Origin of the sequence: Mesorhizobium sp. ORS 3428, from assembly GCF_001854785.1 — a bacterium.
Taxonomy (GTDB): domain Bacteria; phylum Pseudomonadota; class Alphaproteobacteria; order Rhizobiales; family Rhizobiaceae; genus Mesorhizobium.
In genome coordinates this window covers 339,188-364,961 of sequence record NZ_MDFL01000126.1, presented here as the reverse complement: position 1 = coordinate 364,961, position 25,774 = coordinate 339,188, and the positions used below count along the sequence as shown (strand labels likewise).

Below are 25,774 nucleotides of genomic sequence, written 5' to 3'. Positions count from 1 at the left end.
CGGTCGACGGTCGAGCCTTGTCCCATACGCTAAGCGGACGACACTGAGGCGATGGCCTCAGACCTGGATAAATGAGCGCTAACCTCGTCCTGTCTCTTATTCGCCGCGAAGTTGCCGGCCGCTATCGCGGATCGGTGCTTGGGCTGTTGTGGTCATTCCTTAACCCACTGTTCATGCTGGCCATATACACTTTCGTTTTCGGCGTAGTCATGAAATCTCGCTGGACGGTCCCTGATCAGCAGAGCGCYGTGCATTCCACCGGTGAGTTTGCCGTCATTCTTTTTTGCGGCCTGATCGTCTTCCAGTTTTTCGCGGAAGTGGTGTCTCTGGCGCCCGGGCTCGTTGTTGCAAACGCCAACTATGTCAAGAAGATCGTCTTTCCGATCCAGATACTCCCAGTAGTTTCAACTGGGGCCGCTCTGTTTCACGCGGTCGTTAACCTAGCGGTTCTGCTGTTCTTCACTTACGTGGTGTTTGGTGGCATTCCGATGACAGTGGGACTGGCACCGGTGGTTTTCGTGCCTTTGGTTGTCTTGGTGCTCGGAATTGCCTGGATACTGGCTTCAATTGGCGTCTATTTTCGCGATATAAACCAGATTGTGGCGCCGCTGGTTACGGCGACCTTATTTCTGTCGCCGGTGTTTTTTCAAAGGACGTCGCTGCCGAGCTGGCTGCAGCCTTGGCTTTCGCTTAATCCGCTCGCCGTCCCGGTTGAGAGTTTCCGCAACGTAGTGGTGTTTGACGTTCAGCCAGATTGGACGTCGCTTGCCTATTATTCGGTAGCAGCGATTGCAGTCGCGCTTCTCGGCTACCAGTTCTTTCAGAAGACACGTAGGGGCTTCGCCGATGTCCTCTAATGTGCTTGGTGTCGATACAAGCGGACGTGGCTCAAATGTTGCTATTCGTGTGCGCCAGGTATCGAAGCACTATGCCATGTTCGAGCGACCGGAGGACCGCTTCAAGCAAATGGTCGTGCCCCGGTTAGAGCGCCTGATTGGCAAGGCGCCCCGTCGCTACTACCGTGACTTTGCAGCGCTGTCCGACGTTTCGTTTGAGATAGGCCGCGGTGAAACGGTCGGCATCATAGGGCGCAATGGGTCGGGCAAATCGACCCTTCTGCAAATTATTTGCGGCACGTTGCAGCCCAGTGGCGGCTCGGTCGAGGTCAATGGCCGCATCGCCGCGCTGCTTGAACTTGGAGCTGGTTTTAATCCTGACTTCACAGGTCGCGAAAACGTCTTTCTTAACGCTTCGATCTTGGGCATTCCGCGCAACGAGATGGAATGGCGCTTCGATGACATAGCGCGTTTCGCCGATATTGGCCCCTTCATCGACCAACCGGTAAAAACCTATTCGTCTGGCATGTATGTGCGTCTGGCATTCGCCACCGCGATCAATGTCGACCCAGATATTTTAGTGGTGGATGAAGCTTTGTCGGTAGGAGATGAGGCCTTTCAGCGCAAATGCTTTGCCCGCATCGAGCAGATCAAGGACAAGGGCGGTACCATTCTGTTCGTCAGTCACGGTGCTCAAACTATCGTTCAATTGTGCACACGAGCCATACTAATCGATAGCGGTGAGAAGATATTTGAAGGACGACCAAAAACGGTGACCGGCCATTATCAGCGACTGGTCAATGCAAGTCCGGAAGCTGCTCCAGAAATCCGTGCCGGGATTCTGGCGCTGAATTCTACATCGCCGAGGACCCAAGTGCCGGATGGAGTTTTTGATGGAGGCTTCGAAGAACCAATTATTGCCGACTCCGCACAGGTAATCAATTTGAACAAGACGCCAGTATCCGAGGATGATGGGCTCGCAGATTACCACGATCCCAATCTCGTTTCACAGTCCGCAGTCAGGCTTGAGGAGCGAGGCGCAAGCATACACGATATTCGCCTAATCACGGTCTATGGGGATGCCGTCAATGTATTACGGATGGGTAGGCGATACGTACTGKAATATAATGTCGATTTCCACTTGGATGCTGAAAACGTATCGTTTGGTTTTGCAATTAGAACTGTTAGCGGCTTAACGGTGGCCGGTGCGATGAGTACCGATATTGCATCACTGAAAACCAATGTGATCCGTGGGTCGCGCCTTAAGGTTTGCTTTGAATTCAACTGTTTGTTGCTTCCAGGCACATATTTCCTCGGTGGGGCCGTCTATGGAATCAGTGAGAAAAGTTCGGACCTGATGCATCGGATGGTTGACGCGCTAGTTATCCGGGTGGCTCCCGAAACCGATCTACTTGCCAAGGGCTTATTCGACCTGTCACCGCAGTTAAGCCTGCACAATATTGAGGGCTAGATAATCGTGCGTGATCCGCTTTTGGGAAAGGACGAGGTTGGCCGAATCATTCTGCGGGCGGCTAAACGCCACGCCGGCTTCTCCTTTGTGCGCTTGGGTGACAGCGAGGGTGCATTACTTCTTTATGATCCCAAGACGGCTACAGAAGAAGATTATAAGTATTTTCGTTGGATGTTTGGCCCAGATGTTAATCCAGACATGTTGGTGCAATTGGCGCGACGGTTGTCGGAAGCGCTATCAACCGCCGATTTGGTTGGCAACCGAGACGACGTCTGGTATGCAGACTCGTCGGCGCGCCACCTTAAACTCGAAGATCCTGATTTCACAAATCGGTTTCGTAAAAGCCTCAAATTGCGTGAAGTTGAAAGGTCGCTGGAAGACCATGCGGTGCGGCGACTATTCGGGTTGCACCGATGGAGCCTCGCCCATACGCGGCACGGCACACCTCTCTGCTCATCTTGGGTAGCCTACGATTTAGCGCTGCAACATTTTTGGGAAAGACTGATTGCTCGCCACAAGTCAGTGACGCTTATTCATTGCTCACCTACGTTGCCGGATCGGCTAAGGCAAGTACTGGGCGTCGAGGTCAGGCATATCCGAATCCCCGACATGGCCGTCCACCGCGATCGGTGGCCGGACGATGATGGCACAGAGGCAATCTACCCAGATAGCTTCGATCGGGTGCATAAGGTAATTGACGTGCCTCAGCATGGCCGGCTTGTACTGATCGGGGCGGGAATACCRGGAAAAGCCTATGCGGCAACAATCAAGCGGCAAGGCGGAATAGCACTTGATCTCGGTGGGTTGTTGGATGCGTGGGAYGGTCGAGGCACACGTCCTCTTGTCTATGCTACGAAGACACCTGCCCAGGAGCCTTCTCGCGGGCATGAGCCTTACATGCTGCAAAGGCCTTCACGTCTTCCCGATTGGATGCGTCATCTCTCGCAGCGATTCCACAGATAGGCACAGAATTCCTGGCCAATCAGAAAGGACCGGAACGCCAAAAACCCCCTAGCCCTCTCTCCCGCTCCGCGCTAAGGCGATAACCGGGTCGCGGGGCTGGGGATTCGCAATCTGGAGTAGCGGCGGGACGATGGTCGGCCCGGCGCGGTTCTGGTAGTGATAGCCGTACGCCTGGAGTTCAGTACTACCCAATGACATCCTACGTAGAAGCCGTATCGGGCCTGCGACCAAGGATGCGGCGCGCCATCATCATGGTTCAGGACCTGATCATGGTCCTGATCGCGGTGGCGCTCAGTCTCACGCTCTCGCAGTCGCGGCTTTCGTTCGACGCGTTCTCCGCCGGCGGGCTAGCCTGCTGGACAGTCATCGTGCTCTTCGCCCATCTGCTGTTTCGCTCTTGCGGCCTCTACAACACCGTGTGGCGCTTTGCCTCCACGCCCGACTTCTTCAACATCCTCAAAGGCTGCGGAAGCCTTACGGTCGTCCTCTATCTGGCTTCGCTCGCATTCCGCACCTTTTTTCAGCCGGTAGCCGGTCTCAACGAACGCCAGTTCATCGTCTTCTTCCTGGTCTCCTTCACCATCATTTCGGCGCCCAGGCTCTACTACCGCTTCCTTCGCGACGGCGCGAGCTGGCGCATCCTGCGCCGCGCTTCCGGCGACGCGCCGGTCAAACAGGCGCTGTTCATCGGCCGGCTGGGCGAGGCCGACGTGATCGCCCGCTTTACCCGCACGGCCGTGCCGGCCGAATATGCCATCGCCGGCATCATGGCGACCGAGCCCAACGTGCCGCTCGGCACCAAGATCCAGGGCGTTCCGGTGGTCGCGGTCCGTCCGCGCCTAGTCGAGGTGCTGGAGGAATATGYCAAGGGCACCGAAAACCTCGATCTCCTGATCTTCGGCAAGGGGGTCGAGCGCGAGATCGAGGACTATGCCGAACTGGTGCGCGTTGCCCGCCACAGCGGCATCGCGRTCGTCCAGTTCTCCGGGCTCTCGGAACTGGGGCAGGGCGGCAAGCTGGTGCTCGACACCGTCGAGATGGAAACCATCATGCGCCGGTCGGCGGTCGCCACCGACACGACGCGCATCGGCGCCTTTGTCGGCGGCAAGCGCGTGCTGGTCACGGGTGGCGCCGGCTCCATCGGCCGCATCCTGGTCAAGCGCGCGCTGGAGCTCGGCGCCGAGGCGGTGCTGGTGGCCGACAATTCAGAGTTCGGCATTTTCCAGCTCGATCAGATGATCGACGATGAGCATCGCGACCGGCTGACGAGCCGCATCGTCGACGTCACCGACCGCCCGCACATGACGCGCCTCGTCAGCGAGTTCAAACCGTCGATCGTCTTCCATGCGGCGGCGCTCAAGCACGTGCCGCTGCTGGAAGAAAACTGGGAAGCGGCGATCGAGACCAATGTCTTCGGCACGCTTGCCTGCGCCGAGGTGGCCGCCGCATGCGGCGTGCCGCAATTCCTGCTCATCTCCAGCGACAAGRCCGTCGACCCGACTTCGGTCCTCGGTGCCACCAAGCGGGCGGCCGAGCAGATCGTCGCCTCGCTGCATGAAACGCACGCCGCGCCGTCGCAACAGCGTGCCGGCGGCCTGAATGGCCATCATGCCGGCGTCTCTCGTCCAGATGTCACTCGTCCAGGCACCAAATTCATCGCCGTGCGCTTCGGCAATGTCTTCGGCTCCAACGGCTCGGTGGCGACCATCTTCCAGGCGCAGATCGAGGCCGGCGGCCCCGTCACCATCACCGATCGGCGCATGACGCGCTATTTCATGACCGTGGCCGAGGCTGTCGATCTCGTCATCATGTCGGCCGCCGACGCCGACCAGCGCCAGGGCAGGGACGACTACGCCATCTATATGCTCGACATGGGCCAGCCGGTGCCGATCCTCGAAGTCGCCGAAACCATGATCCGCATGGCCGGCAAAAGTCCTTACACCGACATTCCGATCCGCTTCACCGGCATCCGGCCGGGCGAGAAGCTGCACGAGAGGCTGCATAGCGAGAACGAAGAGGTGGTCAAGCTTGATATGGCCAAAGTCTTCGGTCTGCGGACCGACGTCGTCGACTGGGGAAGGATAAAGGCCGCGCTGCCGGCGCTGGTGACCGCGATGCGGGACCAGGACAAGGCCGCGGCGCTTGCCATCCTGGCGGGGCTGCACCGGGCGCAGGAGGGGCTAGTCGAATCGTCCGAGCGGGCGGTGCCGAAAACAGCCGGACAGATCGGCTAGACCTGTGCTTTGCGCCCGCGATTGGCTGTTGAGGCCCGCCCGAACGCCCGCGATTGAATGGTTCTGAAGCCGTGACCAGACACGATCACCGCGTCGCCGTCTTGATGGGCACGAAGGATGGCGCGGCATTCATCGACGAGCAATTGCAATCCTTGCTCGCGCAATCATGGCCTGCCGTCGACCTCTGGGTTTCCGACGACGGCTCGACGGACGCCACGATCGCAATCATCGAGGCGTGGCGCGCGCGCTGGGACAAGGGTTCCCTGACGCTGGTCGAAGGCCCGCGAAAAGGCTTCGCCGCCAATTTCCGCTCGATGATCATCGATGCGCGCATCGATGCCGACTACTACGCCTTTTGTGACCAGGATGATGTCTGGGAAGCGGACCGGCTGGAGAGCGCCATCCGCTGGATGGAGTCAGAGGACGCAAAAACGCCGCTCCTGTTCTGTTCGCGCACGGCGACCATTTCGCAGACCGGCGTTCCAGCCGGCTATTCGCCGCTGTTCCGGCGCCCGACTTCTTTCCGCAACGCGCTGGTGCAAAGCATCGCCGGCGGCAACACCATGCTGCTGAACCGCGCGGCGCGCGACCTTCTGGCCAAGGCGTCCGCGAGAGCCGAATTCGTCAGCCACGATTGGTGGGCCTATCTCGTCGTCACCGCCGCAGGCGGCAAGGTGCGCTACGAGCCGCGGCCGCTGGTCAGATACCGACAGCACGGGGCAAACCTTGTCGGCGCCAATGTCTCGTGGAGGGCGAGGCTTTCAAGGCTCGGCCGTCTGTTCAAGGGCCAGTTCGCCATCTGGACCGACAGCAATCTCGGGGCTCTCGCCGTCAACCGCGACCTCATCACGCGCGATGCAGCACTCTGCCTTCGCCTGTTCATCCGGGCGCGCAAGGGCAGCGTTTTCAGGCGCTTCAGCCTGCTCGGCAAGAGCGGCGTCTACCGCCAGACCCTCATGGGAACGCTCGGGCTCTACCTCGCCTTCCTCTGGCGGCGGATCTGATCCGTGGCGGCGAAGCGCGCCTTCGACCTGATTGTCGCGGCGGTGATGCTGGCGCTGACGTCGCCTGTCGTTTTGGTTGCCATGCTGGCCATCCGGGCGACGTCGCCGGGACCGGCAATCTTCTCCCAGATCCGCGTCGGYCGGGGAGGTGCTCCCTTTTCCTGCCGCAAACTGCGCACGATGCATCGTGACACGCCGTCCCTGCCCACCCACGAGGCGCCGGTCAACTCGGTCACCGCGGTCGGCAAGGTGCTGCGCCGGACCAAGATCGACGAACTGCCGCAGCTCTGGAACGTGCTCAAGGGCGAGATGAGCCTTGTCGGCCCCCGTCCGTGCCTGCCGACTCAGACCGCACTGATCGAACAACGGCGACGACTGGGCGTGCTGGAGGCGCTTCCCGGCATCACCGGGCTCGCGCAGATCAAGGGCATCGACATGTCGGACCCGGGGCTCTGCGCCGAGACCGACGCCGCCTACCTCAAGGCGGCATCGGTCGGCTTCGACCTCAGAATTTTGCTCGRCACGCTCTTCCGGGCATCAAAATGAGGACCTAACGCGCTTCGCGCTTCAAGCGATGCGCCAGGTCGCGAAGCCGATGAAACGTGTCTGCCTCCGGCGTCCAGCCCTCCGATGCCAGCAGCGACGGATCGCAGATTTGCGTCGCGGTCAGTGCCTGCCATGACGCCCGCTTGCCGAGCAGCGTCGCTGCCAACCCAAGCGGCAGGGAAGGCAGGGGAAGAAGGCGGGTCGGACGGCCGAAACCCTGCCGGAACGCCGTGATGATTTCGGATATCGCCAGGGGCGCGGCGCTGCCTGCGACATAGGCCGGTCCGAGCGGTCCGGGACGGCTGAGAAGATGCAGCACCGCCCCCGCAGCCTTCTCGGCCGAGATCAGCGAACGCACGCCGGCCAGAGCGCCGGCGGGCAGCGGCACGGCGCTGTCGGCCACATGCATCAGCGCCGCCATGTTCCCCTTCATGCCCTCGCCATAGACAGGCGGCAGGCGCAGCGCCGCGGCATCCGCGCGTCCGGCCGGTGCGTAGGCCCCRAGCACCGCGATCTCGCCTTCGCGCTTGGAGCGGCCATAGGCGCATTGCGGGGCAGGGGGCGACGCTTCGTTGATCGTGTCGCTGAAGCCGGRACCGGCCACTGCGCGGATCGAGGAAAGGTAGATGAAGCGACCGCCGGCAGATGCTGCCGCCGCCTTGGCCAGCCGCCCGCTCAGCGTCGCATTGGCGGCCATATAGTCCGCTTCGCTGGCTTCGCGATCGTTGTTGAGCGCAGCGCAGTGGACGACATGCGCCACGTCGCGCATCAGCGCCAGGAAGGCCTCTTCGGGCGCATCGGCGCCGGGCAAGTGAACGGCGTCGCCGACAGCCGAAAGCCTTTCCGGCCGGCGCGAGGCGATCCGTATGTCGAACCCGCCCTCGCGCAAGCGGTCGACGACCCGGCTCCCGATAAAGCCTGTCGCGCCGGTGACCAGGACCTTCATGGTTGTCGGCTGGCGTCCGGCGTGGTGGCCGGCGCGCTCTTGCCGATTGGCGGCACCGTTCGTCCGCTGGCGAGGTAGGTTCCGCAGATCAGGAACACCATCAGTGTCGAATCGAAAATATCGTGTCCGACGATTATGCCGGTCATTCCGCCGGTCAGGTAGGTGATCACGGTGACGATGAGCATCGTTGCGCCGAACCGCTCGACCGGGTCGGCGCTGACGCGCACCACCCGTATCGCATTCCAGGCCGCGACCACGAAGATCGCCGCCAGCGCCAGCGCCCCCAGCAAGCCGGCCTCGACCAGCGCGGTGATAAAGCCGTTGTGGAAGTGGCTGAACCCTTGCGTCATGCCGAACAGGTCGTGAAAGCCCTGCTGCATCACTGCCCTGCTGCCCGAGACGCCGTGGCCGAAGACMGGCATCTCATGAAATCCACGCAGCCCGATCTCCCACATCGCCACGCGCAGGCCGAGCGCCRTCGAGTGATCGCCCTTGGTGGTCAGCGCGTCGTAGTCGCTGAACAGGAAATCGGTGCGGTCCACGATGACGGGGTAGCCGATTGCCGCAATCACCAGGCATACCGCGCCCGCTATCGCCGCCAGGCGTATCAGCTTGACATGGGCGAAGCGGCGGCGGTTGATCAGCACGATGGCGATAGCGGCTATCGGCAGGGCCAGCCATATCATGCGCGATCCTGAATAGACGACGGCTACTGCTCCTGCCAGCGCCGCGGCGGCCAGCGGCTTCCAGCCCTTCACCATCCCCGAGAGCGCGCCCGCAAGGCACGTCATGGCGGCAAGGCAGGTCACGGTCGCGAATACGATCGCATTTCCCGCGCCGCCCTCGGCCCTGATGCCCATCCAGTGATACTGGAAGACAGCCATCGCCAACGCRCCGTAACATGCCGCGGCGCTCGCAAGAATGGCGATGCGCACAAGGGTGACCTTCTCCGTGATGCTCCAGGTCGARTAGGAGATCGGGAAGAACAGCAAGGTGATGAGCGGCAGGAAATATCTCAGATCCGCTCCGAGCGCGCCATTGACGATCGAAGCCAGCACCATGGCGGCGCAATAGGCATAGATCGCCGCCGTCATGGTGAGCATCGGCCGGTCGAAGTTGAACTGCCGCCGCCCGACGGCAAGCAGGAGCACGGACCAGACCGCGCCGCCGTGGAAGACGAAGCTCACCGCCGATCCGAGCACCGGCGGCGAGAAGAAGCAGAGGATGGAGAAGTAGATGTTGATCTGTGTTGGCGTGAGGTGGCGCCGGAGCGTTGTAAACGGGTTCAATGCCTTGCTTCGCAATCTTCAAGGTTGTGTGCAGAACTGCGGAGGCGGCCAACAGCTGCCCTCGACCGATCTCCGTTCCGTTGCACTCGCCCCGTTCCCCGCGCCGGTATAGCGGCTGGTTCCGCTCTCCGATAGGGTGGCTGATGGATGTCCAGCCAAAAATCGGTGGCGTGGACGAAGGCCCTTGGATGTCAATTCACCCGATCGGGGTAATAGGTTTTTCGGCGCCTTTCAATTAGTCCAACTAGCTGGGAGGATTTTCCATTTTCTCGGAGCTACTTGGAAAATTCATTCCCGAACCGCGACGCTTGGCAAGTGTCTTGCATTGTTATGGGCAATGACRATCTGCTAAAACGCCCGCGAGAAGTGTCCAGGGCTTGACGGGCTGTTTGAGGGGAAACCGCGCCAATCGCCTGCTGCAAGGTCTGGCCGGCACGAAAGAACGCTCAATAGCCCATGAACATCGCGCTCACGCATCTGCAGCGGCTCGAGGCCGAGTCCATCCACATCTTCCGCGAGGTCGCCGCCTCTTTCTCCAAGCCGGTCATGCTCTATTCGGTCGGCAAGGACTCCTCGGTGYTGATGCATCTCGCGCTCAAGGCCTTCTATCCCGCCAAGCCGCCTTTTCCCTTCCTGCATGTCGACACCACCTGGAAGTTCCGCGAGATGATCGCCYTTCGCGACCAGATGGCGCAGAAGCTCGGCTTCGACCTGCTCGTCCATGTCAACCAGGACGGCGTTCGCGACAACATCAATCCCTTCGACCACGGCTCCAACACTCACACCCATGTGATGAAGACGGTGGCGCTGCGCCAGGCGCTCGACAAATACGGCTTCGACGCCGCCTTCGGCGGCGCGCGGCGCGACGAGGAGAAGTCGCGCGCCAAGGAGCGCATCTTTTCCTTCCGCAACGCCCAGCATGCCTGGGACCCGAAGAACCAGCGGCCGGAAATGTGGAAGATCTTCAACACCCGCATCGCGCCTGGCGAATCGATCCGCGTCTTCCCGCTGTCGAACTGGACCGAGCTCGATATCTGGCAGTACATCCTGCAGGAGAACATCCCGATCGTGCCGCTTTATTTCGCCAAGGAGCGGCCGGTCGTGGAGCGGGACGGCATGCTCATCTTGAAAGACGACGACYGCATGCAACTGCGCCYCGGCGAGAAGGTCGAGAACCGACTCGTACGTTTCCGCACGCTGGGCTGCTACCCGCTGACGGGCGCCATCGAATCTGATGCCGACACGCTCGAAGCCATYGTCGGCGAGATGYTGACCGCTCGCACGTCCGAGCGCCAGGGCCGCCTCATCGACCGTGACGAGGCAGGCTCCATGGAAAAGAAGAAGCGCGAGGGGTATTTCTGAGCATGCGCCACATCACGGCCGACAGCCTCGCGCCCACCGACTCGATCCGCGACTACATGGCCGCGCAGGAAAAGAAGTCGCTATTGCGCTTTCTCACCTGCGGCTCGGTCGACGACGGCAAGTCGACGCTGATCGGCCGGCTGCTCTCCGACACCAAGCAGATCTTCGAGGACCAGCTCGCCGCGCTCGAGCGCGATTCGCGCAAGCACGGCACCACCGGCGACGACGTCGACTTCGCGCTTCTGGTCGACGGGCTGGAGGCCGAGCGCGAGCAGGGCATCACCATCGACGTCGCCTATCGTTTCTTCGCCACGCCGAAGCGCAAGTTCATCGTCGCCGACACGCCCGGCCACGAACAGTACACGCGCAACATGGCGACCGGCGCCTCGACCGCCGATCTCGCCATCGTGCTGATCGACGCGCGCCAAGGCGTGCTGCGCCAGACCAGGCGCCATTCGATCATCGCCTCGCTGCTCGGCATCCGCCACATCGTGCTTGCCGTCAACAAGATCGACCTCGTCGGCTTCGACAAGACTGTCTTCGACAGCATCGTCGCGGACTACAGCGCGTTCGCGAAAGGACTGGGCTTCACGAGCGTCGTGCCGATTCCGATGTCCGCGCGCTTCGGCGACAACGTCACCATCCGCTCGGAACGTACCCCCTGGTATTCCGGACCGTCGCTGATCGAGCATCTCGAAACCGTGTCGGTCGACGAGGCGGCTGTCGAATTGCCGTTTCGCTTCCCCGTCCAGTATGTGAACCGACCCAACCTCGACTTCCGCGGCTTTGCCGGCACCGTCGCTTCCGGCACGGTCTCGCAAGGCGACGAGGTTGTCGTCGCCAAGTCCGGCAAGGTCTCCCGCGTCAAGCGCATCGTCGCGCATGGCGGCGATCTTGAGCAGGCGGTTGCCGGCCAGGCCATCACGCTCGTCCTGGAGGACGAAGTCGAGGTATCGCGTGGCAACATGCTGGTGTCGCCGGCCRCACGTCCGCAGGTCGCCGACCAGTTCGCCGCCAACATCGTCTGGTTCGACGAGCAGGCGCTGCTGCCCGGCCGCTCCTACATACTGCGGACCGAGACCGACCAGGTGAGCGCGACTGTCACCGAGCTCAAATACCGGGTCAACGTCAACGATTTCGCGCATGAGGCGGCGAAGTCGCTCGACCTCAACGAGGTCGGCGTCTGCAACCTGTCGACGCGCGCGCCGATCGCCTTCGACACGTTCGCCGAGAACCGCACGACCGGCGCCTTCATCCTGATCGATCGCATCAGCAACGCCACCGTCGGCGCCGGCATGATCCTGCATTCGCTGCGCCGCGCCGAAAATATCCACTGGCAGTCGCTCGACGTCGGCAAGCGGGGCCGCAGCGATTTGAAGAACCAGCGCCCGGCCGTGTTCTGGTTCACCGGCCTGTCCGGCTCGGGCAAGTCGACCATCGCCAACCTATTCGAGAAGAAGCTGTTCGCGTCCGGCCGCCACACCTATATCCTCGACGGCGACAATGTCCGCCACGGCCTCAACCGCGACCTCGGCTTCACCGATGCCGACCGCGTCGAAAACATCCGCCGCGTCGCCGAGGTGGCCAAGCTGATGGCGGATGCCGGACTGATCGTCATCGTCTCCTTCATCTCGCCTTTCAGCGCCGAGCGGCGTATGGCGCGCGAACTGATGGCGGAGGGCGAGTTCGTCRAGGTGTTCGTCGACACGCCGTTCGAGGAATGYGCCCGCCGCGACCCGAAGGGCCTTTACGCGCGCGCATTGAGCGGTGAGATCAAGAACTTCACCGGCGTCGATTCCCCCTATGAGACGCCGGCGAATCCCGAAATCCATCTCAAGACGTTGGGCAAGACGCCTGAGGAGATGGCGGAAGCCCTGGAACACTGGCTGGACGAACGCGACATTGCCGAAGAACAGTATGACAATGGCGGCGGTATCTGACGACGAGGCGATGCTCGGCCTGTTCGAGCGCCTGGCGCTCGATGCCGGGCGCGAGGTGATGCGCGTTTTCCATGAAGGCTGCGCGGTCGACAGCAAGTCCGACAGCTCGCCGGTGACGGAAGCCRACCGGGAAAGCGAGAAGATCATCCTCGCCGGCCTGCGCGCGTCTTATCCGGACATTCCTTGCGTGGCCGAAGAGGAGGTTGCGGCGGGGATCGCCACGCCCGACCTCGAGGGCGCCTTCTTCCTGGTCGATCCGCTCGACGGCACCAAGGAATTCGTTAACCGCCGCACCGATTTCACCGTCAACATCGCGCTGGTACGCCGCGGCGTGCCGGAAGTCGGCGTCGTCTTCGCGCCCTGCACGGGACGCTTTTTCTCCGGCCGGCCGGGCAAGGCGGAATCCATCGAAGTCGACGGCGACTACCGCATCGTCGGCCGCAGGCCGATCACRGTGCGCGAAGGGGGCTCACCCCTCGCCGTCGTGGCCAGCCGCTCGCATAACACGCCGGAGACGGACGCCTTCATTCGCGATCTCGGCGCGGCCGAAATCGTCTCGATCGGCTCCTCGCTGAAATTCTGCCTCGTCGCCGCCGCCGAGGCCGACGTCTATCCGCGCTTCGGCCGCACCATGGAATGGGATACCGCGGCGGGAGACGCGGTGCTGCGCGCCGCCGGCGGCATGACRCGAACGCTGGATGGCCAGCCGCTCGTCTACGGCAAGCGCAACCAGGCCAACGACACCGATTTCGCCAACCCGCATTTCATTGCGAGCGGGAAGAGCGGGGCTTAGGGCTTTGGTGATGGCCGCCCACCTCGCGTCGTCATTCTAGGGCGGAGCAAGGAGCGAAGCGACGTGCGCAGACCCTAGAATCCATGCCGTGACGCTAAGGCGTTGTATCGTTTACAGAATTCTGCCCCGCCGCGCGCTACACAAAAGTCACGGCATGGATCCCCGGGTCAAGCCGGTCAAGCCCGAGGATGACGAAGGCGCTGTTTAAGCCGCCGCAACCTGCGCCGAGTTCGAGCCGATATAGTTGCGGATCGTCTCGATGATCCGATCCTGGTCGGCTTCGCTGAGATAGGGATGCATCGGCAGGCAGAGGATCTGCTTCGGTAAGCCTTCCGAGACGGCGAGGCCGGTCGGCGTGCGCGGATAGTCGCGATAGGCGACCTGCTCGTGCAGCGGCTTCACATAGTAGATGACCGACGGGATGCCCTTTTCGCCGAGATGCGCCTTCAGCCCGTCGCGCTTCGGCGTCTCGATGGCGTATTGCGCCCAGGCCGAGCGGCCGTGGCCCAGGTTGCGCGATGCCTTGACGATGTCGCCAAGGCCTTCGGCGTAGCGTTGCGCCACCACCTGGCGGGCCACCATCTCTTCTTCCAGGATGGCGAGCTTTTCGATCAGGATCGCGGCCTGCATCGTGTCGAGGCGCGAGTTGATGCCGACGCGGATATTGTCGTATTGCGTCTCGCCCTTGCCGTGGAAGGCGAAGGATCTGAGCTTGTCGGCCAGCGCATCGTCATTGGTGAACATCGCGCCGCCGTCGCCGTAGCAGCCGAGGGGCTTGGCCGGATAGAAGCTGGTCGAGCCGACATGGCCGAAGGCGCCGCACATTGTGCCGTCGGCGGAGCCGCCCATCGACTGCGCCGCGTCCTCGATCACCAGCAGCCCTTCGCGCTTGGCGATCGCCATGATTGCGTCGTAATCGGCGGCAAGCCCGAACAGGTCGACCGGAATGATCGCCTTCGGCTTCAGCCGGCCTTCCTTCTTGATCATCTCGATCGCCGCCTCGAGGCTGGCGATGTCGATGTTGTAGGTGTCGGGATCGACGTCGACAAAGACGGGCTCGGCCTTAGCGAGCGCCACCACTTCGGCCGTTGCGGCAAAGGTGAAGCTCGGCACGAACACCGCGTCGCCGGGCCCGATGCCGGCGGCAAACAGCGGCAAAAGCAGCGCGTCGGTGCCGTTGGCGCAGGCCACTACGTTCTTGACGCCGACGTAAGACGCGAGCTTCTTCTCGAATTCGGCGACCTGCGGGCCGAGAATGTAGCGGCCGTCCTCGACGACACGGTCGATGGCGGCCTTCAGCCGGTCGCGGATTCGTTCGCGCTGCGCGCCAAGATCGATGAACTGCATGTCGGCCTCAAATGCTGCCAATAAACCGGCCCGCTGGTACCAGACTTGGCACGGCTGAGAAAGCCGGCCGAGAGCAGCGCAAATTGCTGAAGTGTCGCAGCTTGTTACCGTCTTTTGCCGGGGCCGTGCGTGAAGGAAGCCGGAAAATCCGGCTTCGAAGGGCATTTTCAGCGCCTGTCATCGCGGTGTTCCGGATCTTGGAAACATAAAGTGATCGCTCGGGCAGGGGCGGTCGGCCGGCCCGCGCGACCGATCAGGCGATTTCATGCCGCCAGGGCGGGTTGGCGCCGGCCCGTGACACGGTCACCGCGGCTGCCTTGGCGCCAAGCTCCAGCGCCTTGCGGATCGCGTCTTCGGACAGGCCGCCGATCGCCGCCTTGGTGAGCAGGCCCTGCTCGTGCAGCGAGGCGAGGATGCCGGCATTGAAGGTATCGCCGGCACCGACCGTGTCGACCACCGTCACCTTCTGCGGCACGACCGTGACCTTGTGCTCCCGACTGTAGCCGACGGCCCCTTCGCTGCCATGGGTGACGACGATCAGCTTTGGTCCGCGATCGAGCCAGTTGCGGACAACGTCCTCATGCGAGCCCGCCTCGTCGAACCAGTTGAGGTCCTCGTCGGACAGTTTCACGATGTCGGCCATGGCCATCATCTCGCGGATACGTCTCAGATGCTTGGCCTTGTCCGGGATGAAGTTCGGCCGGATGTTGGGGTCGAGCATCATCACCCGGCTCTTGTGCTCGCGCCRCATGAACTCCTCATAGGCCGACCCGGCCGGCTCTGAGATCAGGCTGATGGCACCGAACAGCATCGCCTCGATCTCGGCCCCGAGCTTCGGCAGGTCCTCGACGGTCAGCATGCGCCCGGCGGTATTCTCGTCATAGAAAGTGTAGGTCGCCTGGCCGTTGTTGAGCCGCACGAAGGCGAGCGTCGTCGGGCGGGGGGAGGTGTGCGCATAGGTGGAGCTCACCTTGCTCGCCTCCAGCGCCTCGCGGAACTGGCCGCCGAACAGGTCTGAGGAGAGGCCGCAGAAGAACGCCGCCGGCGCACCGAGCCGGCCAAGCGCGATCGCCGTGTTGAACACCGCGCCGCCGACATATGGCGCGAAGGCCGCTTCGCCTTCGGTGGTCGTGCGCGGCAACATGTCGATCAGGGCTTCCCCACAGCAGAGGATCATGGCGTCTGGCTTTCTGGCGGATGGATCACGCCCTTGCGGATGATGATGTTGGCGTAGAGCCTGGGTTCGCTGGTCGCGACGATCGCATGCGCGGCCTTGACGCGTGCGTAGAAGTCGGGGCCGGCCAGCGCAACCACCTTGCGGCCTGGCGCGCGACTTGCGCAGACCGCTTCCATTTCATGGTGCACCGGATCGGCCAGCGCCGGATCGCCTTCGACTGAGGCGCGGAACAGCGCCTCCGGCACCGCCTCGTCCACCGGCAGCACGCTGAGGATCGCGTCGAGCACCGGAATGAGATGGTGGCCGTCGGCGCGGACCAGCCGCCGCGCCTRCTCCTCGGCGGGATAGTTGCCGTCGACGATGGCGATCTCGTCGCCGTGGCCCATGGCCCTGAGTGTCGCAAGAAGCTGTGGGCCGAGCAGCGACGGGATGCCGATCAGCATGGTCAGGCGCTCCTGGAGATCGAGGTCGGCCCGATCAGGAAACGTTCGGAAAGCGGCAGGCTGGCGCCGCCCAGGGCCCGCGCATGGATGCCGACTGTTCCCTCGCGCACCACGGGCAGCTTCAGCCCCTCGGCGTCGAGGCCGGCGATCGCGTCGGTCACCGCATCGACCAGTCGGCGTCTCACCTCGATCGGCATCCAGCCGTCGATAACCGCCGCTTCGAAATCGATGACCGAGGACGCGGCGACGATGGCATAGGCCAGCGCCTGCGCGGCATTGGCAATCCATTCGTCGAGCTCCGCGCCGATCTCCCCCCATTCCTGCGGCGAGGTCCAAAGATAGGAGCCGTCGATGCCTTTCGCGCTGAGCGCCTTTTCCAGCATCGCGATCGAGGCCACGTCGATGAGCTGCGCCGGCTTGCTGCCTGGGCTCGGCACCGGCATCGAGCCCAGCGCGCCGGCATTTCCGGTCGGGCCGCTGAACAGGCGGCCGTTGAGCACGATGCCGCCGCCGGCAAAGGCGCCGATATAGAAATAGACGAAGTCGCGCGCGCTTCCCCCCTGGCCGAAGACGAGCTCCGCCCCGCAGGCGGAGGTGGCGTCGTTCTGCAGGTAGACCGGAAAGTCGCACTGGGCCTGGATGTCGGCGCGGATGTCGCGATGGCGCCATTCGTCCATGATCTCGCGCGGCGCGCCGGCGGTGTCGGCCCAGTTCCAGAGCTCGAACGGCATGGCGATGCCGAGCCCGGCAATGCGCTTGTCCTGCGCCGGGGTCAGTTCGCCGCGCATCTTCTTGATGCCGGCTGTGACGAACTCGACCGTCTCGCGCGGCGCCGGGTAGCGGTAGGAATTCTGCAGCATCGATCGCACATTGCCGAGGAAGTCGATCAGCACCAGCTCGGCGCTGCGGCGGCCGATCTTGAGGCCGATGAAAAAAGCGCCCTCCGGGTTGAGCGCCATCGGGATCGACGGCTGGCCGATCTTGCCGCGCAGCGGCGGCTGGCGAAGAAGCAGCTTGTCTTCYTCGAGCTCGCGCATGATAACTGACACAGTCTGGGCCGACAGCCCGGTCATGCGCGCAATGTCGGATTTGGCCAGGCTCCCGTGCTGGCGCACCAGGGACAGCACGAGCCGCTCGTTGTGGTCGCGCATGCCGCTCTGGTTCGTGCCGCGATGCAGGCGGCTTTCCAGAGCCTCGGGCGAACCGTGCCTCGCAATGCCGGTCTCCACCCTGTTCCTCCCGTCGGTTTCCCCTCGCTAGTTTTCGTTCAGAATGAGTGAACGGCGCAAGCCTGTCAATAATAAATAAGAGTGATTTAATTATTGACAGAAGTCTCGGACTGGTGTCTTTTGAGGTGGCGTCCACGCTGGGAGAATGGTTGGATGCGCTTGAGACGCCGGGTTGGCCGGCGTCCGGAATGGTTCAATTGGGAGGAAATCGTGACCAAGAAATCGCTGCTGAAATCCACCGTGTTCGCTGCTGCCGGGCTGGGCTTGATGGCGTTCGCCTCGTCCGCGTCGGCCGCCGGCGTCGGCGCCTGCCTGATCACCAAGACCGACACCAACCCCTTCTTCGTCAAGATGAAGGAGGGCGCGACCGCCAAGGCCAAGGAACTCGGCGTCGACCTCAAGACCTATGCCGGCAAGATCGATGGCGACAGCGAGAGCCAGGTGGCCGCGATCGAAAGCTGCATCGCCGACGGCGCCAAGGGCATCCTGATCACCGCCTCCGACACCAAGGGCATCGTGCCGACGGTGAAGAAGGCGCGTGATGCCGGCCTGCTGGTGATCGCGCYCGACACGCCGCTCGATCCGATCGACGCCGCCGACGCGACTTTCGCGACCGACAACCTCGAAGCCGGCAAGCTGATCGGCGCCTGGGCCGCCGCCACGCTCGGCGACAAGGCCAAGGACGCCAAGATCGGCTTCCTCGACCTCACCCCCTCGCAGCCGACCGTCGACGTGCTGCGCGACCAGGGCTTCATGATGGGCTATGGCATCGACGTGAAGGACCCGAACAAGATCGGCGACGAAACAGATCCCCGCATCGTCGGCCACGACGTCACCAACGGCAACGAGGAAGGCGGCCGCAAGGCGATGGAGAACCTCCTGCAGAAGGACAACTCCATCAACGTCATCCACACCATCAACGAGCCCGCCGCGGTCGGCGCCTACCAGGCGCTCAAGGCCGTCGGCCTCGAAAAGCAGGTGCTGATCGTCTCGGTCGACGGCGGCTGCCCCGGTGTGAAGTCGGTTGCCGAGGGCGTGATCGGCGCCACCTCGCAGCAATATCCGCTGCAGATGGCGGCGCTGGGCATCGAGGCGATCGCCAAATACGCCAAGGACGGCACGAAGCCGAAGCCGACCGAAGGCAAGAACTTCTTCGACACCGGCGTCAATCTCGTGACCGACAAGCCGGCGAACGGCGTGAAGTCCATCGACACCAAGGAAGGCCTGGCCAAGTGCTGGGGCTGATGCCTGCCTGACAGGCCTGTAAACCTGGCGGCCGGGGGGCTTGATCCCCGGCCGCATCGGGTGGACGATACATTTTCGTAGGCGCTGATAAGCCGGCGGCAGACCGGAATGCGTGAACGCGGCGCGGAGYCGTGACAAAGCTCCGTAAGACGGGAGGAGATATGTCGCAGATTCAGGAATTCGAGAAAGGTCTCTCAGGCAGCGATACCAGCGTCGCCGCCTTCGAGGAGCACGGCAAGTCGTTCGTCAAGCGCGCCCAGCATTTCCTGCATTCCACGCCGGCGGCGGTGCCGCTGATTGTGCTGGTGCTGTCGATCATCATATTCGGCATTGCCATTGGCAGTCGTTTCTTCTCGTCCTACACCTTGACGCTGATCCTGCAGCAGATCGCCATCGTCGGCATTCTGGGCGCCGCCCAGACGCTGGTCATCCTGACCGCCGGCATCGATCTGTCGATCGGCGTGGTGATGGTCATCTCGGCTGTGGTCATGGGCAACTGCGCCATCACCTACGGCATGCCGACAATTCTGGCGGTGCTGATCGGGCTTGCCGCGGGCGCCATATGCGGCCTGCTCAACGGGCTGCTCGTCGCCTACATGAAGCTGCCGCCCTTCATCGTCACGCTCGGCACCTGGAACATCGTCATGGCCACCAATTTCATCTATTCGGCCAATGAGACGATCCGCGACGCCGATGTCGATRCCCAGGCGCCGCTTCTGCACCTTTTCGCGCTGAGCTTCAGGGTCGGCTCGGCGGTCCTCACGGCCGGCGTGATCGCCATGGTCCTGCTGGTGATGTTCCTGTGGTACGTGCTCAACCACACGGCCTGGGGCCGCCACGTCTACGCCGTCGGCGACGATCCCGAGGCCGCCAAGCTTTCCGGTATCCAGACCAAGTCGGTGCTCGTGGCCGTCTACACGCTTGCCGGCCTGATCGCCGCCTTCGCGGCCTGGGTCTCGATCGGCCGCAACGGCTCGATTTCGCCGTCCGCCGCCGTCACCGACTACAATCTGCAGGCGATCACCGCGACGGTGATCGGCGGCATCTCGCTCYTCGGCGGCCGCGGCTCGATCCTCGGCACGCTGTTCGGCGCCATGATCGTCGGCGTCGTCTCGATGGGCCTCAACATGCTGGGCGCCGACCCGCAATGGAAAGTGCTGCTCACCGGCGTCCTGATTATCGGCGCCGTGGCGATCGACCAGTGGATCAGAAAGGTTTCGGTGTAACCATGACCCAGCAGGCTGTCCTCACCGCGCGCGGCCTCACCAAGCGCTATGGCCGCGTGACCGCGCTCAACAACTGCGACTTCGATCTCTATCCGGGCGAAATCCTGGCGGTGATCGGCGACAACGGCGCCGGCAAGTCGACGCTGATCAAGGCGATCTCCGGCGCCGTGCATCCTGACGAGGGAACCATCGAACTGGATGGCAAGCAGGTGCAGTTCAAATCGCCAATCGAAGCCCGCGAGGCCGGCATTGAGACCGTCTACCAGAACCTCGCGCTTTCGCCGGCGCTGTYGATCGCCGATAACATGTTCCTCGGCCGCGAGATCAGGAAGTCCGGCCCGCTCGGCAGCTGGTTCCGCATGCTCGACAGGCCCACGATGGAAAAGCGCGCCCGCGACAAGCTCACCGAACTCGGCCTGATGACCATCCAGAACATCAGCCAGGCGGTGGAAACGCTCTCGGGCGGCCAGCGCCAGGGCGTCGCGGTGGCGCGCGCCGCTGCCTTTGGCTCGAAAGTGGTGATCATGGACGAGCCGACGGCAGCACTCGGCGTCAAGGAAAGTCGGCGCGTGCTGGAACTGATCCTCGACGTCAAGAAGCGCGGCCTGCCGATCGTGCTCATCTCGCACAACATGCCGCATGTCTTCGAGGTCGCGGACCGCATCCACATCCACCGGCTTGGACGGCGCCTTTGCGTCGTCGATCCCAAGCAGATTTCAATGTCGGATGCCGTCGCGCTCATGACCGGCGCCAAGAAGCCGCCGGAAGACGCKCTGGCGGCCTGATCTCCATCCACCACGGTAAACTGCCGCCGCGGAACCAGATGACATCGCAGCCTAAATCGATTGAATGTATGCTGCAATGCGGTAGAGRGGGGTAGGAGGAACCGTGAAAGCCGGTATGATCGCGGCAACAGCACGAGAGGCGATATGACATCCGCCATGACGATCGAAGCCCCCGCTTTCGACAACTCCGACCCCAAGACGCTCGCCGACGAAGTCTTGATGTCGCTCAAATACCGGCTCGGCAAGGACATCACGGTCGCCACGCCCTATGACTGGCTGACCGCCTCGATCAAGGTCGTGCGCGACCGCATCGTCGATCACTGGATCCAGGCGACCAAGGAGGCCTACGACCAGCAGGAAAAGCGCGTCTACTACCTTTCGCTCGAATTCCTCATCGGGCGGCTGATGCGCGACGCCTTCTCCAACCTCGGCCTGATGGAGAGCATGCGCAAGGCGCTGGCTTCGCTTGGCGTCGATCTCGACCTCATTGCCGGCCTCGAGCCGGACGCCGCGCTCGGCAATGGCGGCCTCGGCCGGCTCGCCGCCTGCTTCATGGAAAGCATGGCAACAGTCGACATCCCGGCGCACGGCTACGGCATCCGCTATGCCAACGGCATGTTCCGCCAGGAGATCCATGACGGCTGGCAGGTCGAACTGCCCGAGACCTGGCTCGATCACGGCAATCCCTGGGAGTTCGAGCGGCGCGAGCGTTCCTTCGAAGTCGGCTTCGGCGGCTCGGTGGAATCGATCACCTCCAAGGACGGCCGGCTGGAACGCCATGTCTGGAAGCCGACTGAGCATGTGCTGGCTGTCGCCTACGACACGCCGGTCGCTGGCTGGCGCGCCAGGCGCGTCAACACGCTGCGGCTCTGGTCCGGCATGCCGGTCGACCCCATCCTGCTCGACAAATTCAACGCCGGCGACCACATCGGCGCGCTGGCCGAAAGCAACAAGGCCGACGCGCTGTCGCGCGTGCTCTATCCCGCCGATTCCCATATGGYCGGGCAGGAGCTCAGGCTGAGGCAGGAATATTTCTTCTCGACCGCCTCGCTGCAGGACATCGTGCAGCGGCATCTCAGCCAATATGGCGACCTCAAGTCGCTGCCCGAGAAAGCGGCGATCCATTTGAACGACACCCATCCAGCGGTCGCCGTGCCGGAGCTGATGCGGCTGTTGATGGACGTCCACGGCATGGATTTCGACCTCGCCTGGGACATCACCAAGCGCACCTTCGCCTACACCAACCACACCCTGCTTCCCGAAGCTCTGGAAAGCTGGYCGGTGCCGCTTTTCGAGCGCTTGCTGCCGCGCCACATGCAGATCGTCTACGCCATCAACGCGCAGGTGCTGTTGGAAGCCCGCGCCACCGACCAGTTCTCGGGCGAGCAGATCGCCCGCATCTCGCTGATCCAGGAAAACGGCGACCGCCGTGTGCGCATGGGCAATCTCGCCTTCGTCGGCTCGCATTCGATCAACGGCGTCTCTGCCCTGCACACCGAGCTGATGAAGGAGACGGTGTTCGCCGATCTCCACAAGCTCTATCCGGACCGCATCAACAACAAGACCAACGGCATCACGCCGCGACGCTGGCTGATCCAGTGCAATCCCGGCCTGACCGGGCTTGCCCGCGAGGCGATCGGCGACCGCTTTATGGACGAGATCGAGGCGATCAAGGATCTCGATCCTCTCGCCGACGACGCAGCCTTCCGCGAGAAGTTCGCCGGCGTGAAGCGGCAGAACAAGGCGAGGCTGGCGAACCTCGTCGCCGACCGGCTCGGCATCAGGCTCGATCCTTCGGCGCTGTTCGACATCCAGGTCAAGCGCATCCACGAGTATAAGCGCCAGCTGCTCAATATCCTGGAGGCGATCGCGCTCTACGACCAGATCCGCTCGCATCCCGAGCGGGACTGGATGCCGCGGGTGAAATTCTTCGCCGGCAAGGCGGCGCCCAGCTACCACAACGCCAAGCTGATCATCAAACTGGCCAACGACGTCGCCAGGGTCATCAACCGCGATCCGGCGGTGCGCGGCCTGCTGAAAATGGTATTCGTGCCGAACTACAATGTCAGCCTGGCCGAGCTGATGATGCCGGCCGCCGATCTTTCCGAGCAGATCTCGACCGCTGGCATGGAAGCCTCCGGCACCGGCAACATGAAGTTCGCGCTCAACGGCGCCTTGACCATCGGCACGCTCGACGGCGCCAATGTCGAGATCAAGGAGCGCGTCGGCGACGACAACATCTTCATCTTCGGCCTCACCACCGCCGAGGTGGCCGACCGGCGCAACAATGGCTATGAGCCGCGCGGCGTGATCGAGGCTTCGCCGGAGCTGTCGCAGGCGGTGTCGGCGATCTCGTCCGGCGTCTTCTCGCCCGATGATCCCAACCRCTACCGCGATCTGATGAACGGCCTCTACCAGAGCGACTGGTTCATGGTGGCGGCCGACTTTGATTCCTACGCCGCTTGCCAACGCGAGGTGGACAATGTGTGGCGCAACAGTCCGGACTGGTACGCGCGCGCCATCCGCAACGTCGCCCGCGTCGGCTGGTTCTCGTCGGACCGTACCATCCGCCAATATGCGAAAGAAATCTGGAACGTGCCTGCCTGATGTGATTGCATGAGGCCACGAACAACGTGGTCCAGTTCCCAGGGAGGGACGCTGCCTGATGAGGAAGCCGCGCGCGACCACTGCGACTAGCGGGCCGGACGGACTGGCGGCAGCCGGCGACGTCGCTGCGATTGTCGCCGGAACGCACGGCGATCCCTTCGCCGTTCTGGGCGTGCATGAGGCCGGCAAGGGTTTCGTCGCCCGCTGCTTCGTGCCGCATGCCGAATTCGTCACCGCCCATACTTTGACCGGCAAGGAAGCCGGCGAACTGACCCGCCGTGACGATGCCGGCTTCTTCGAGGGCAGACTGTCGATCCGCAAGCGCCAGCCGCTGCGCTATCACGCAAGGAATGCCGGCGGCGACTGGTGGCTGACCGATCCCTATTCCTTCGGCCCGGTGCTCGGTCCGATGGACGATTACTATATGGCCGAGGGCTCGCACTTAAGGCTCTTCGACAAGCTCGGCGCGCATATCATCGAACATGAGGGCGCCACCGGCGTGCACTTCGCCGTCTGGGCGCCGAATGCCAGACGCGTCTCGGTGGTCGGCAATTTCAACGAATGGGACGGTCGCCGCCACACAATGCGCGGCCGCAAGGACACTGGCATCTGGGAGCTGTTCATCCCGGACCTCGGCTCAGGCCGGCCCTACAAGTTCGAGATCATCGGCCCCGACGGCGTCAGGCTGCCGCTCAAGGCCGATCCGTTCGCCTTCGAATCCGAGCTGCGTCCGGCGACCGCTTCGGTGACGGCGCCGCCGATGGCGCATCAATGGGGCGACGAGGYGCACCGCAGCTTCTGGCAAAAGGCAGATCCCAGGCGTGAGGCGATCTCGATCTACGAGGTCCATGCCGGTTCGTGGCAGCGCCGCGACGACGGCACGTTCCTCACCTGGGACGAACTCGCCGCGCGGCTGATCCCTTACGTGGTGGAGACGGGCTTCAGCCATATCGAGTTCCTGCCGATCTCCGAGCATCCCTACGACCCGTCCTGGGGCTACCAGACCACCGGCCTCTATGCGCCGACCGCCCGCTTCGGCGATCCCGAGGGCTTTGCCCGCTTCGTCGACGGCGCGCATCGCGCCGGCGTCGGCGTCATCCTCGATTGGGTGCCGGCGCATTTTCCGGTCGACGAGCATGGGYTGGTGAAATTCGACGGCACCGCGCTCTATGAGCATGCCGATCCGCGCCAGGGCTTCCATCCCGACTGGAACACCGCGATCTACAATTTCGGCCGCCGTGAGGTTTCTTCGTTCCTCGTCAACAACGCGCTGTTCTGGGCCGAGAAATATCATGTCGACGGCCTGCGGGTCGATGCGGTCGCATCGATGCTCTACCTCGACTATTCGCGCAAGGCGGGCGAGTGGATTCCCAACGAGAGGGGCGGACGCGAGAACCTGCAGGCGGTCAGTTTCCTGCAGAAGATGAACAAGGAGCTTTACGGCCATCATCCCGGCGTGATGACGATCGCCGAGGAATCGACCTCATGGCCGAAGGTCTCGCACCCGGTGCACGAAGGCGGCCTCGGCTTCGGCTTCAAGTGGAACATGGGCTTCATGCACGACACGCTGGAGTATCTCTCCAAGGAGCCGGTCTACCGCAAATACCATCACAACGAGATCACCTTCGGCCTGATCTACGCCTTCTCCGAGAATTTCGTGCTGCCGCTCTCCCATGACGAGGTCGTGCACGGCAAGGGCTCGCTGCTCCACAAGATGGCCGGCGACGACTGGCAGAAATTCGCGACGCTGCGCGCCTACTACGCCTTCATGTGGGGCTATCCCGGCAAGAAGCTTCTGTTCATGGGCCAGGAATTCGCCCAGCGCCGCGAGTGGAGCGAAGCGCGCGCGCTCGACTGGAACCTGATGGATTACGCTCCGCACCGCGGCGTCTGGCAGGTGGTGCGCGACCTGAACTACCTCTACCGCTCGCGCCCGGCGCTGCATGCGCGCGACTGCGAGCCGGAAGGCTTCTCCTGGCTGATCGTCGACGATCACGACAACTCCGTCTTCGCCTGGCTGCGCAGCGCGCCGGGCGGCAATCCGATCGCCGTCATCTCCAATTTCACGCCGGTGCCGCGCGAGAACTATCGTGTGCCGCTGCCGCAGGCGGGAGAGTGGCGTGAGATCATGAATACCGACGCCACCGACTATGGCGGCTCCGGCAAGGGCAATGGCGGCATGGTCGTGGCGAGCAGGGAAGGGGGCGGCACGTCGGCGACGATGCTCTTGCCGCCGCTCTCGACGATGATGCTCGAATTCGTCGCGGACTGAAGCAGATGATGTCTCATCGTGCTCAAGCAATGTTCCGGACAGCTCAGGAGGGAGGCAGA

Annotated in this window: 20 protein-coding genes; 14 read left to right on the top strand and 6 right to left on the bottom strand. The window is 63.1% G+C overall.

Going from position 1 to position 25,774, the window contains the following annotated elements:
• Positions 1-71: 71 nt before the first annotated feature.
• The 6 genes from ORS3428_RS20530 (at position 72) to ORS3428_RS20505 (ending at position 7,054) form a co-directional block, all read left to right on the top strand.
• Positions 72-857 (top strand): ABC transporter permease, encoded by a 786-nt coding sequence (locus tag ORS3428_RS20530; RefSeq protein ID WP_071100092.1) that lies wholly within the window; start codon positions 72-74, stop codon positions 855-857.
• Complete coding sequence (locus tag ORS3428_RS20525) at positions 847-2,307, top strand: ABC transporter ATP-binding protein (protein ID WP_071100091.1); 1,461 nt, start codon at positions 847-849, stop codon at positions 2,305-2,307. The genes ORS3428_RS20530 and ORS3428_RS20525 overlap by 11 nt, the downstream gene beginning before the upstream one ends.
• 6 nt (positions 2,308-2,313) lie before the next feature.
• Positions 2,314-3,270 (top strand): hypothetical protein, encoded by a 957-nt coding sequence (locus ORS3428_RS33105; RefSeq protein ID WP_131802936.1) that lies wholly within the window; start codon positions 2,314-2,316, stop codon positions 3,268-3,270.
• A 191-nt stretch (positions 3,271-3,461) separates the two neighbouring features.
• Entirely contained in the window at positions 3,462-5,504 is a 2,043-nt protein-coding gene (locus ORS3428_RS20515) for a UDP-N-acetylglucosamine 4,6-dehydratase (protein ID WP_071100089.1), read from the top strand.
• Positions 5,505-5,575: 71 nt separating this feature from the next.
• Positions 5,576-6,508, top strand: a complete 933-nt coding sequence (locus ORS3428_RS20510; RefSeq protein ID WP_071100275.1) for a glycosyltransferase family 2 protein — start codon at positions 5,576-5,578, stop codon at positions 6,506-6,508.
• Between the two features lie 3 nt (positions 6,509-6,511).
• A complete protein-coding gene (locus ORS3428_RS20505) occupies positions 6,512-7,054 on the top strand; it encodes a sugar transferase (protein ID WP_274534817.1) in 543 nt (180 codons plus the stop codon).
• Between the two features lie 4 nt (positions 7,055-7,058).
• Here ORS3428_RS20505 and ORS3428_RS20500 read toward each other — a convergent pair whose 3' ends face one another.
• Both ORS3428_RS20500 and ORS3428_RS20495 read right to left on the bottom strand, forming a co-directional pair.
• A complete protein-coding gene (locus ORS3428_RS20500; RefSeq protein ID WP_071100088.1) occupies positions 7,059-8,000 on the bottom strand; it encodes an NAD-dependent epimerase/dehydratase family protein in 942 nt (313 codons plus the stop codon).
• Entirely contained in the window at positions 7,997-9,289 is a 1,293-nt protein-coding gene (locus ORS3428_RS20495) for an O-antigen ligase family protein (protein ID WP_071100087.1), read from the bottom strand. Before ORS3428_RS20495 ends, ORS3428_RS20500 begins: the two co-directional genes overlap by 4 nt.
• Before the next feature lie 456 nt (positions 9,290-9,745).
• Between ORS3428_RS20495 and cysD the strand changes: the two genes are divergently transcribed.
• Genes cysD through cysQ form a run of 3 tightly spaced genes read left to right on the top strand, consistent with a single transcriptional unit; the run spans position 9,746 to position 13,384 of the window.
• Positions 9,746-10,651 carry a sulfate adenylyltransferase subunit CysD gene (cysD, locus tag ORS3428_RS20490; RefSeq protein WP_071100086.1) on the top strand — a complete coding sequence of 302 codons (906 nt, stop codon included), beginning with the start codon at positions 9,746-9,748 and terminating at the stop codon, positions 10,649-10,651.
• A gap of 2 nt (positions 10,652-10,653) precedes the next feature.
• Positions 10,654-12,591: a sulfate adenylyltransferase subunit CysN gene (gene cysN, locus ORS3428_RS20485; protein WP_071100085.1), complete on the top strand. Its 1,938-nt coding sequence runs from the start codon at positions 10,654-10,656 to the stop codon at positions 12,589-12,591.
• 10 nt (positions 12,592-12,601) lie between these two features.
• The gene (cysQ, locus tag ORS3428_RS20480; RefSeq protein WP_071100273.1) at positions 12,602-13,384 is read left to right on the top strand and encodes a 3'(2'),5'-bisphosphate nucleotidase CysQ; all 783 of its coding nucleotides are present in this window, start codon (positions 12,602-12,604) and stop codon (positions 13,382-13,384) included.
• Between the two features lie 204 nt (positions 13,385-13,588).
• Here the strand turns inward: cysQ and ORS3428_RS20475 are convergent, their stop codons facing one another.
• From ORS3428_RS20475 to ORS3428_RS20460, 4 genes are all read right to left on the bottom strand, one after another.
• Positions 13,589-14,731: a DegT/DnrJ/EryC1/StrS family aminotransferase gene (locus ORS3428_RS20475; protein ID WP_071100084.1), complete on the bottom strand. Its 1,143-nt coding sequence runs from the start codon at positions 14,729-14,731 to the stop codon at positions 13,589-13,591.
• A gap of 253 nt (positions 14,732-14,984) precedes the next feature.
• Positions 14,985-15,908 carry a carbohydrate kinase family protein gene (locus ORS3428_RS20470; RefSeq protein ID WP_071100083.1) on the bottom strand — a complete coding sequence of 308 codons (924 nt, stop codon included), beginning with the start codon at positions 15,906-15,908 and terminating at the stop codon, positions 14,985-14,987.
• Positions 15,905-16,351, bottom strand: a complete 447-nt coding sequence (locus ORS3428_RS20465; protein WP_071100082.1) for an RbsD/FucU family protein — start codon at positions 16,349-16,351, stop codon at positions 15,905-15,907. The genes ORS3428_RS20470 and ORS3428_RS20465 overlap by 4 nt, the downstream gene beginning before the upstream one ends.
• A 2-nt stretch (positions 16,352-16,353) precedes the next feature.
• Positions 16,354-17,580: an ROK family transcriptional regulator gene (locus ORS3428_RS20460; RefSeq protein ID WP_071100081.1), complete on the bottom strand. Its 1,227-nt coding sequence runs from the start codon at positions 17,578-17,580 to the stop codon at positions 16,354-16,356.
• A 267-nt stretch (positions 17,581-17,847) separates the two neighbouring features.
• On the opposite strand from ORS3428_RS20460, the gene ORS3428_RS20455 reads away from it, so the two are divergent.
• The 5 genes from ORS3428_RS20455 to glgB all read left to right on the top strand — a co-directional run bounded on the left by ORS3428_RS20455 (position 17,848) and on the right by glgB (position 25,715).
• Positions 17,848-18,825 carry a sugar ABC transporter substrate-binding protein gene (locus ORS3428_RS20455; protein ID WP_071100272.1) on the top strand — a complete coding sequence of 326 codons (978 nt, stop codon included), beginning with the start codon at positions 17,848-17,850 and terminating at the stop codon, positions 18,823-18,825.
• A gap of 161 nt (positions 18,826-18,986) precedes the next feature.
• Complete coding sequence (locus tag ORS3428_RS20450; protein ID WP_071100080.1) at positions 18,987-20,051, top strand: ABC transporter permease; 1,065 nt, start codon at positions 18,987-18,989, stop codon at positions 20,049-20,051.
• A 2-nt stretch (positions 20,052-20,053) separates the two neighbouring features.
• The gene (locus tag ORS3428_RS20445) at positions 20,054-20,836 is read left to right on the top strand and encodes an ATP-binding cassette domain-containing protein (protein ID WP_071100079.1); all 783 of its coding nucleotides are present in this window, start codon (positions 20,054-20,056) and stop codon (positions 20,834-20,836) included.
• A 144-nt stretch (positions 20,837-20,980) separates the two neighbouring features.
• The gene (locus ORS3428_RS20440; RefSeq protein WP_071100078.1) at positions 20,981-23,443 is read left to right on the top strand and encodes a glycogen/starch/alpha-glucan phosphorylase; all 2,463 of its coding nucleotides are present in this window, start codon (positions 20,981-20,983) and stop codon (positions 23,441-23,443) included.
• A gap of 58 nt (positions 23,444-23,501) precedes the next feature.
• Positions 23,502-25,715 carry a 1,4-alpha-glucan branching protein GlgB gene (gene glgB / locus ORS3428_RS20435; protein ID WP_071100077.1) on the top strand — a complete coding sequence of 738 codons (2,214 nt, stop codon included), beginning with the start codon at positions 23,502-23,504 and terminating at the stop codon, positions 25,713-25,715.
• Positions 25,716-25,774: the final 59 nt, after the last annotated feature.

Excerpts from the sequence above, each read along its gene's own strand:
- ORS3428_RS20475 (WP_071100084.1), bottom strand. The coding sequence starts at position 14,731 with ATGCAGTTCATCGATCTTGGCGCGCAGCGCGAACGAATCCGCGACCGG.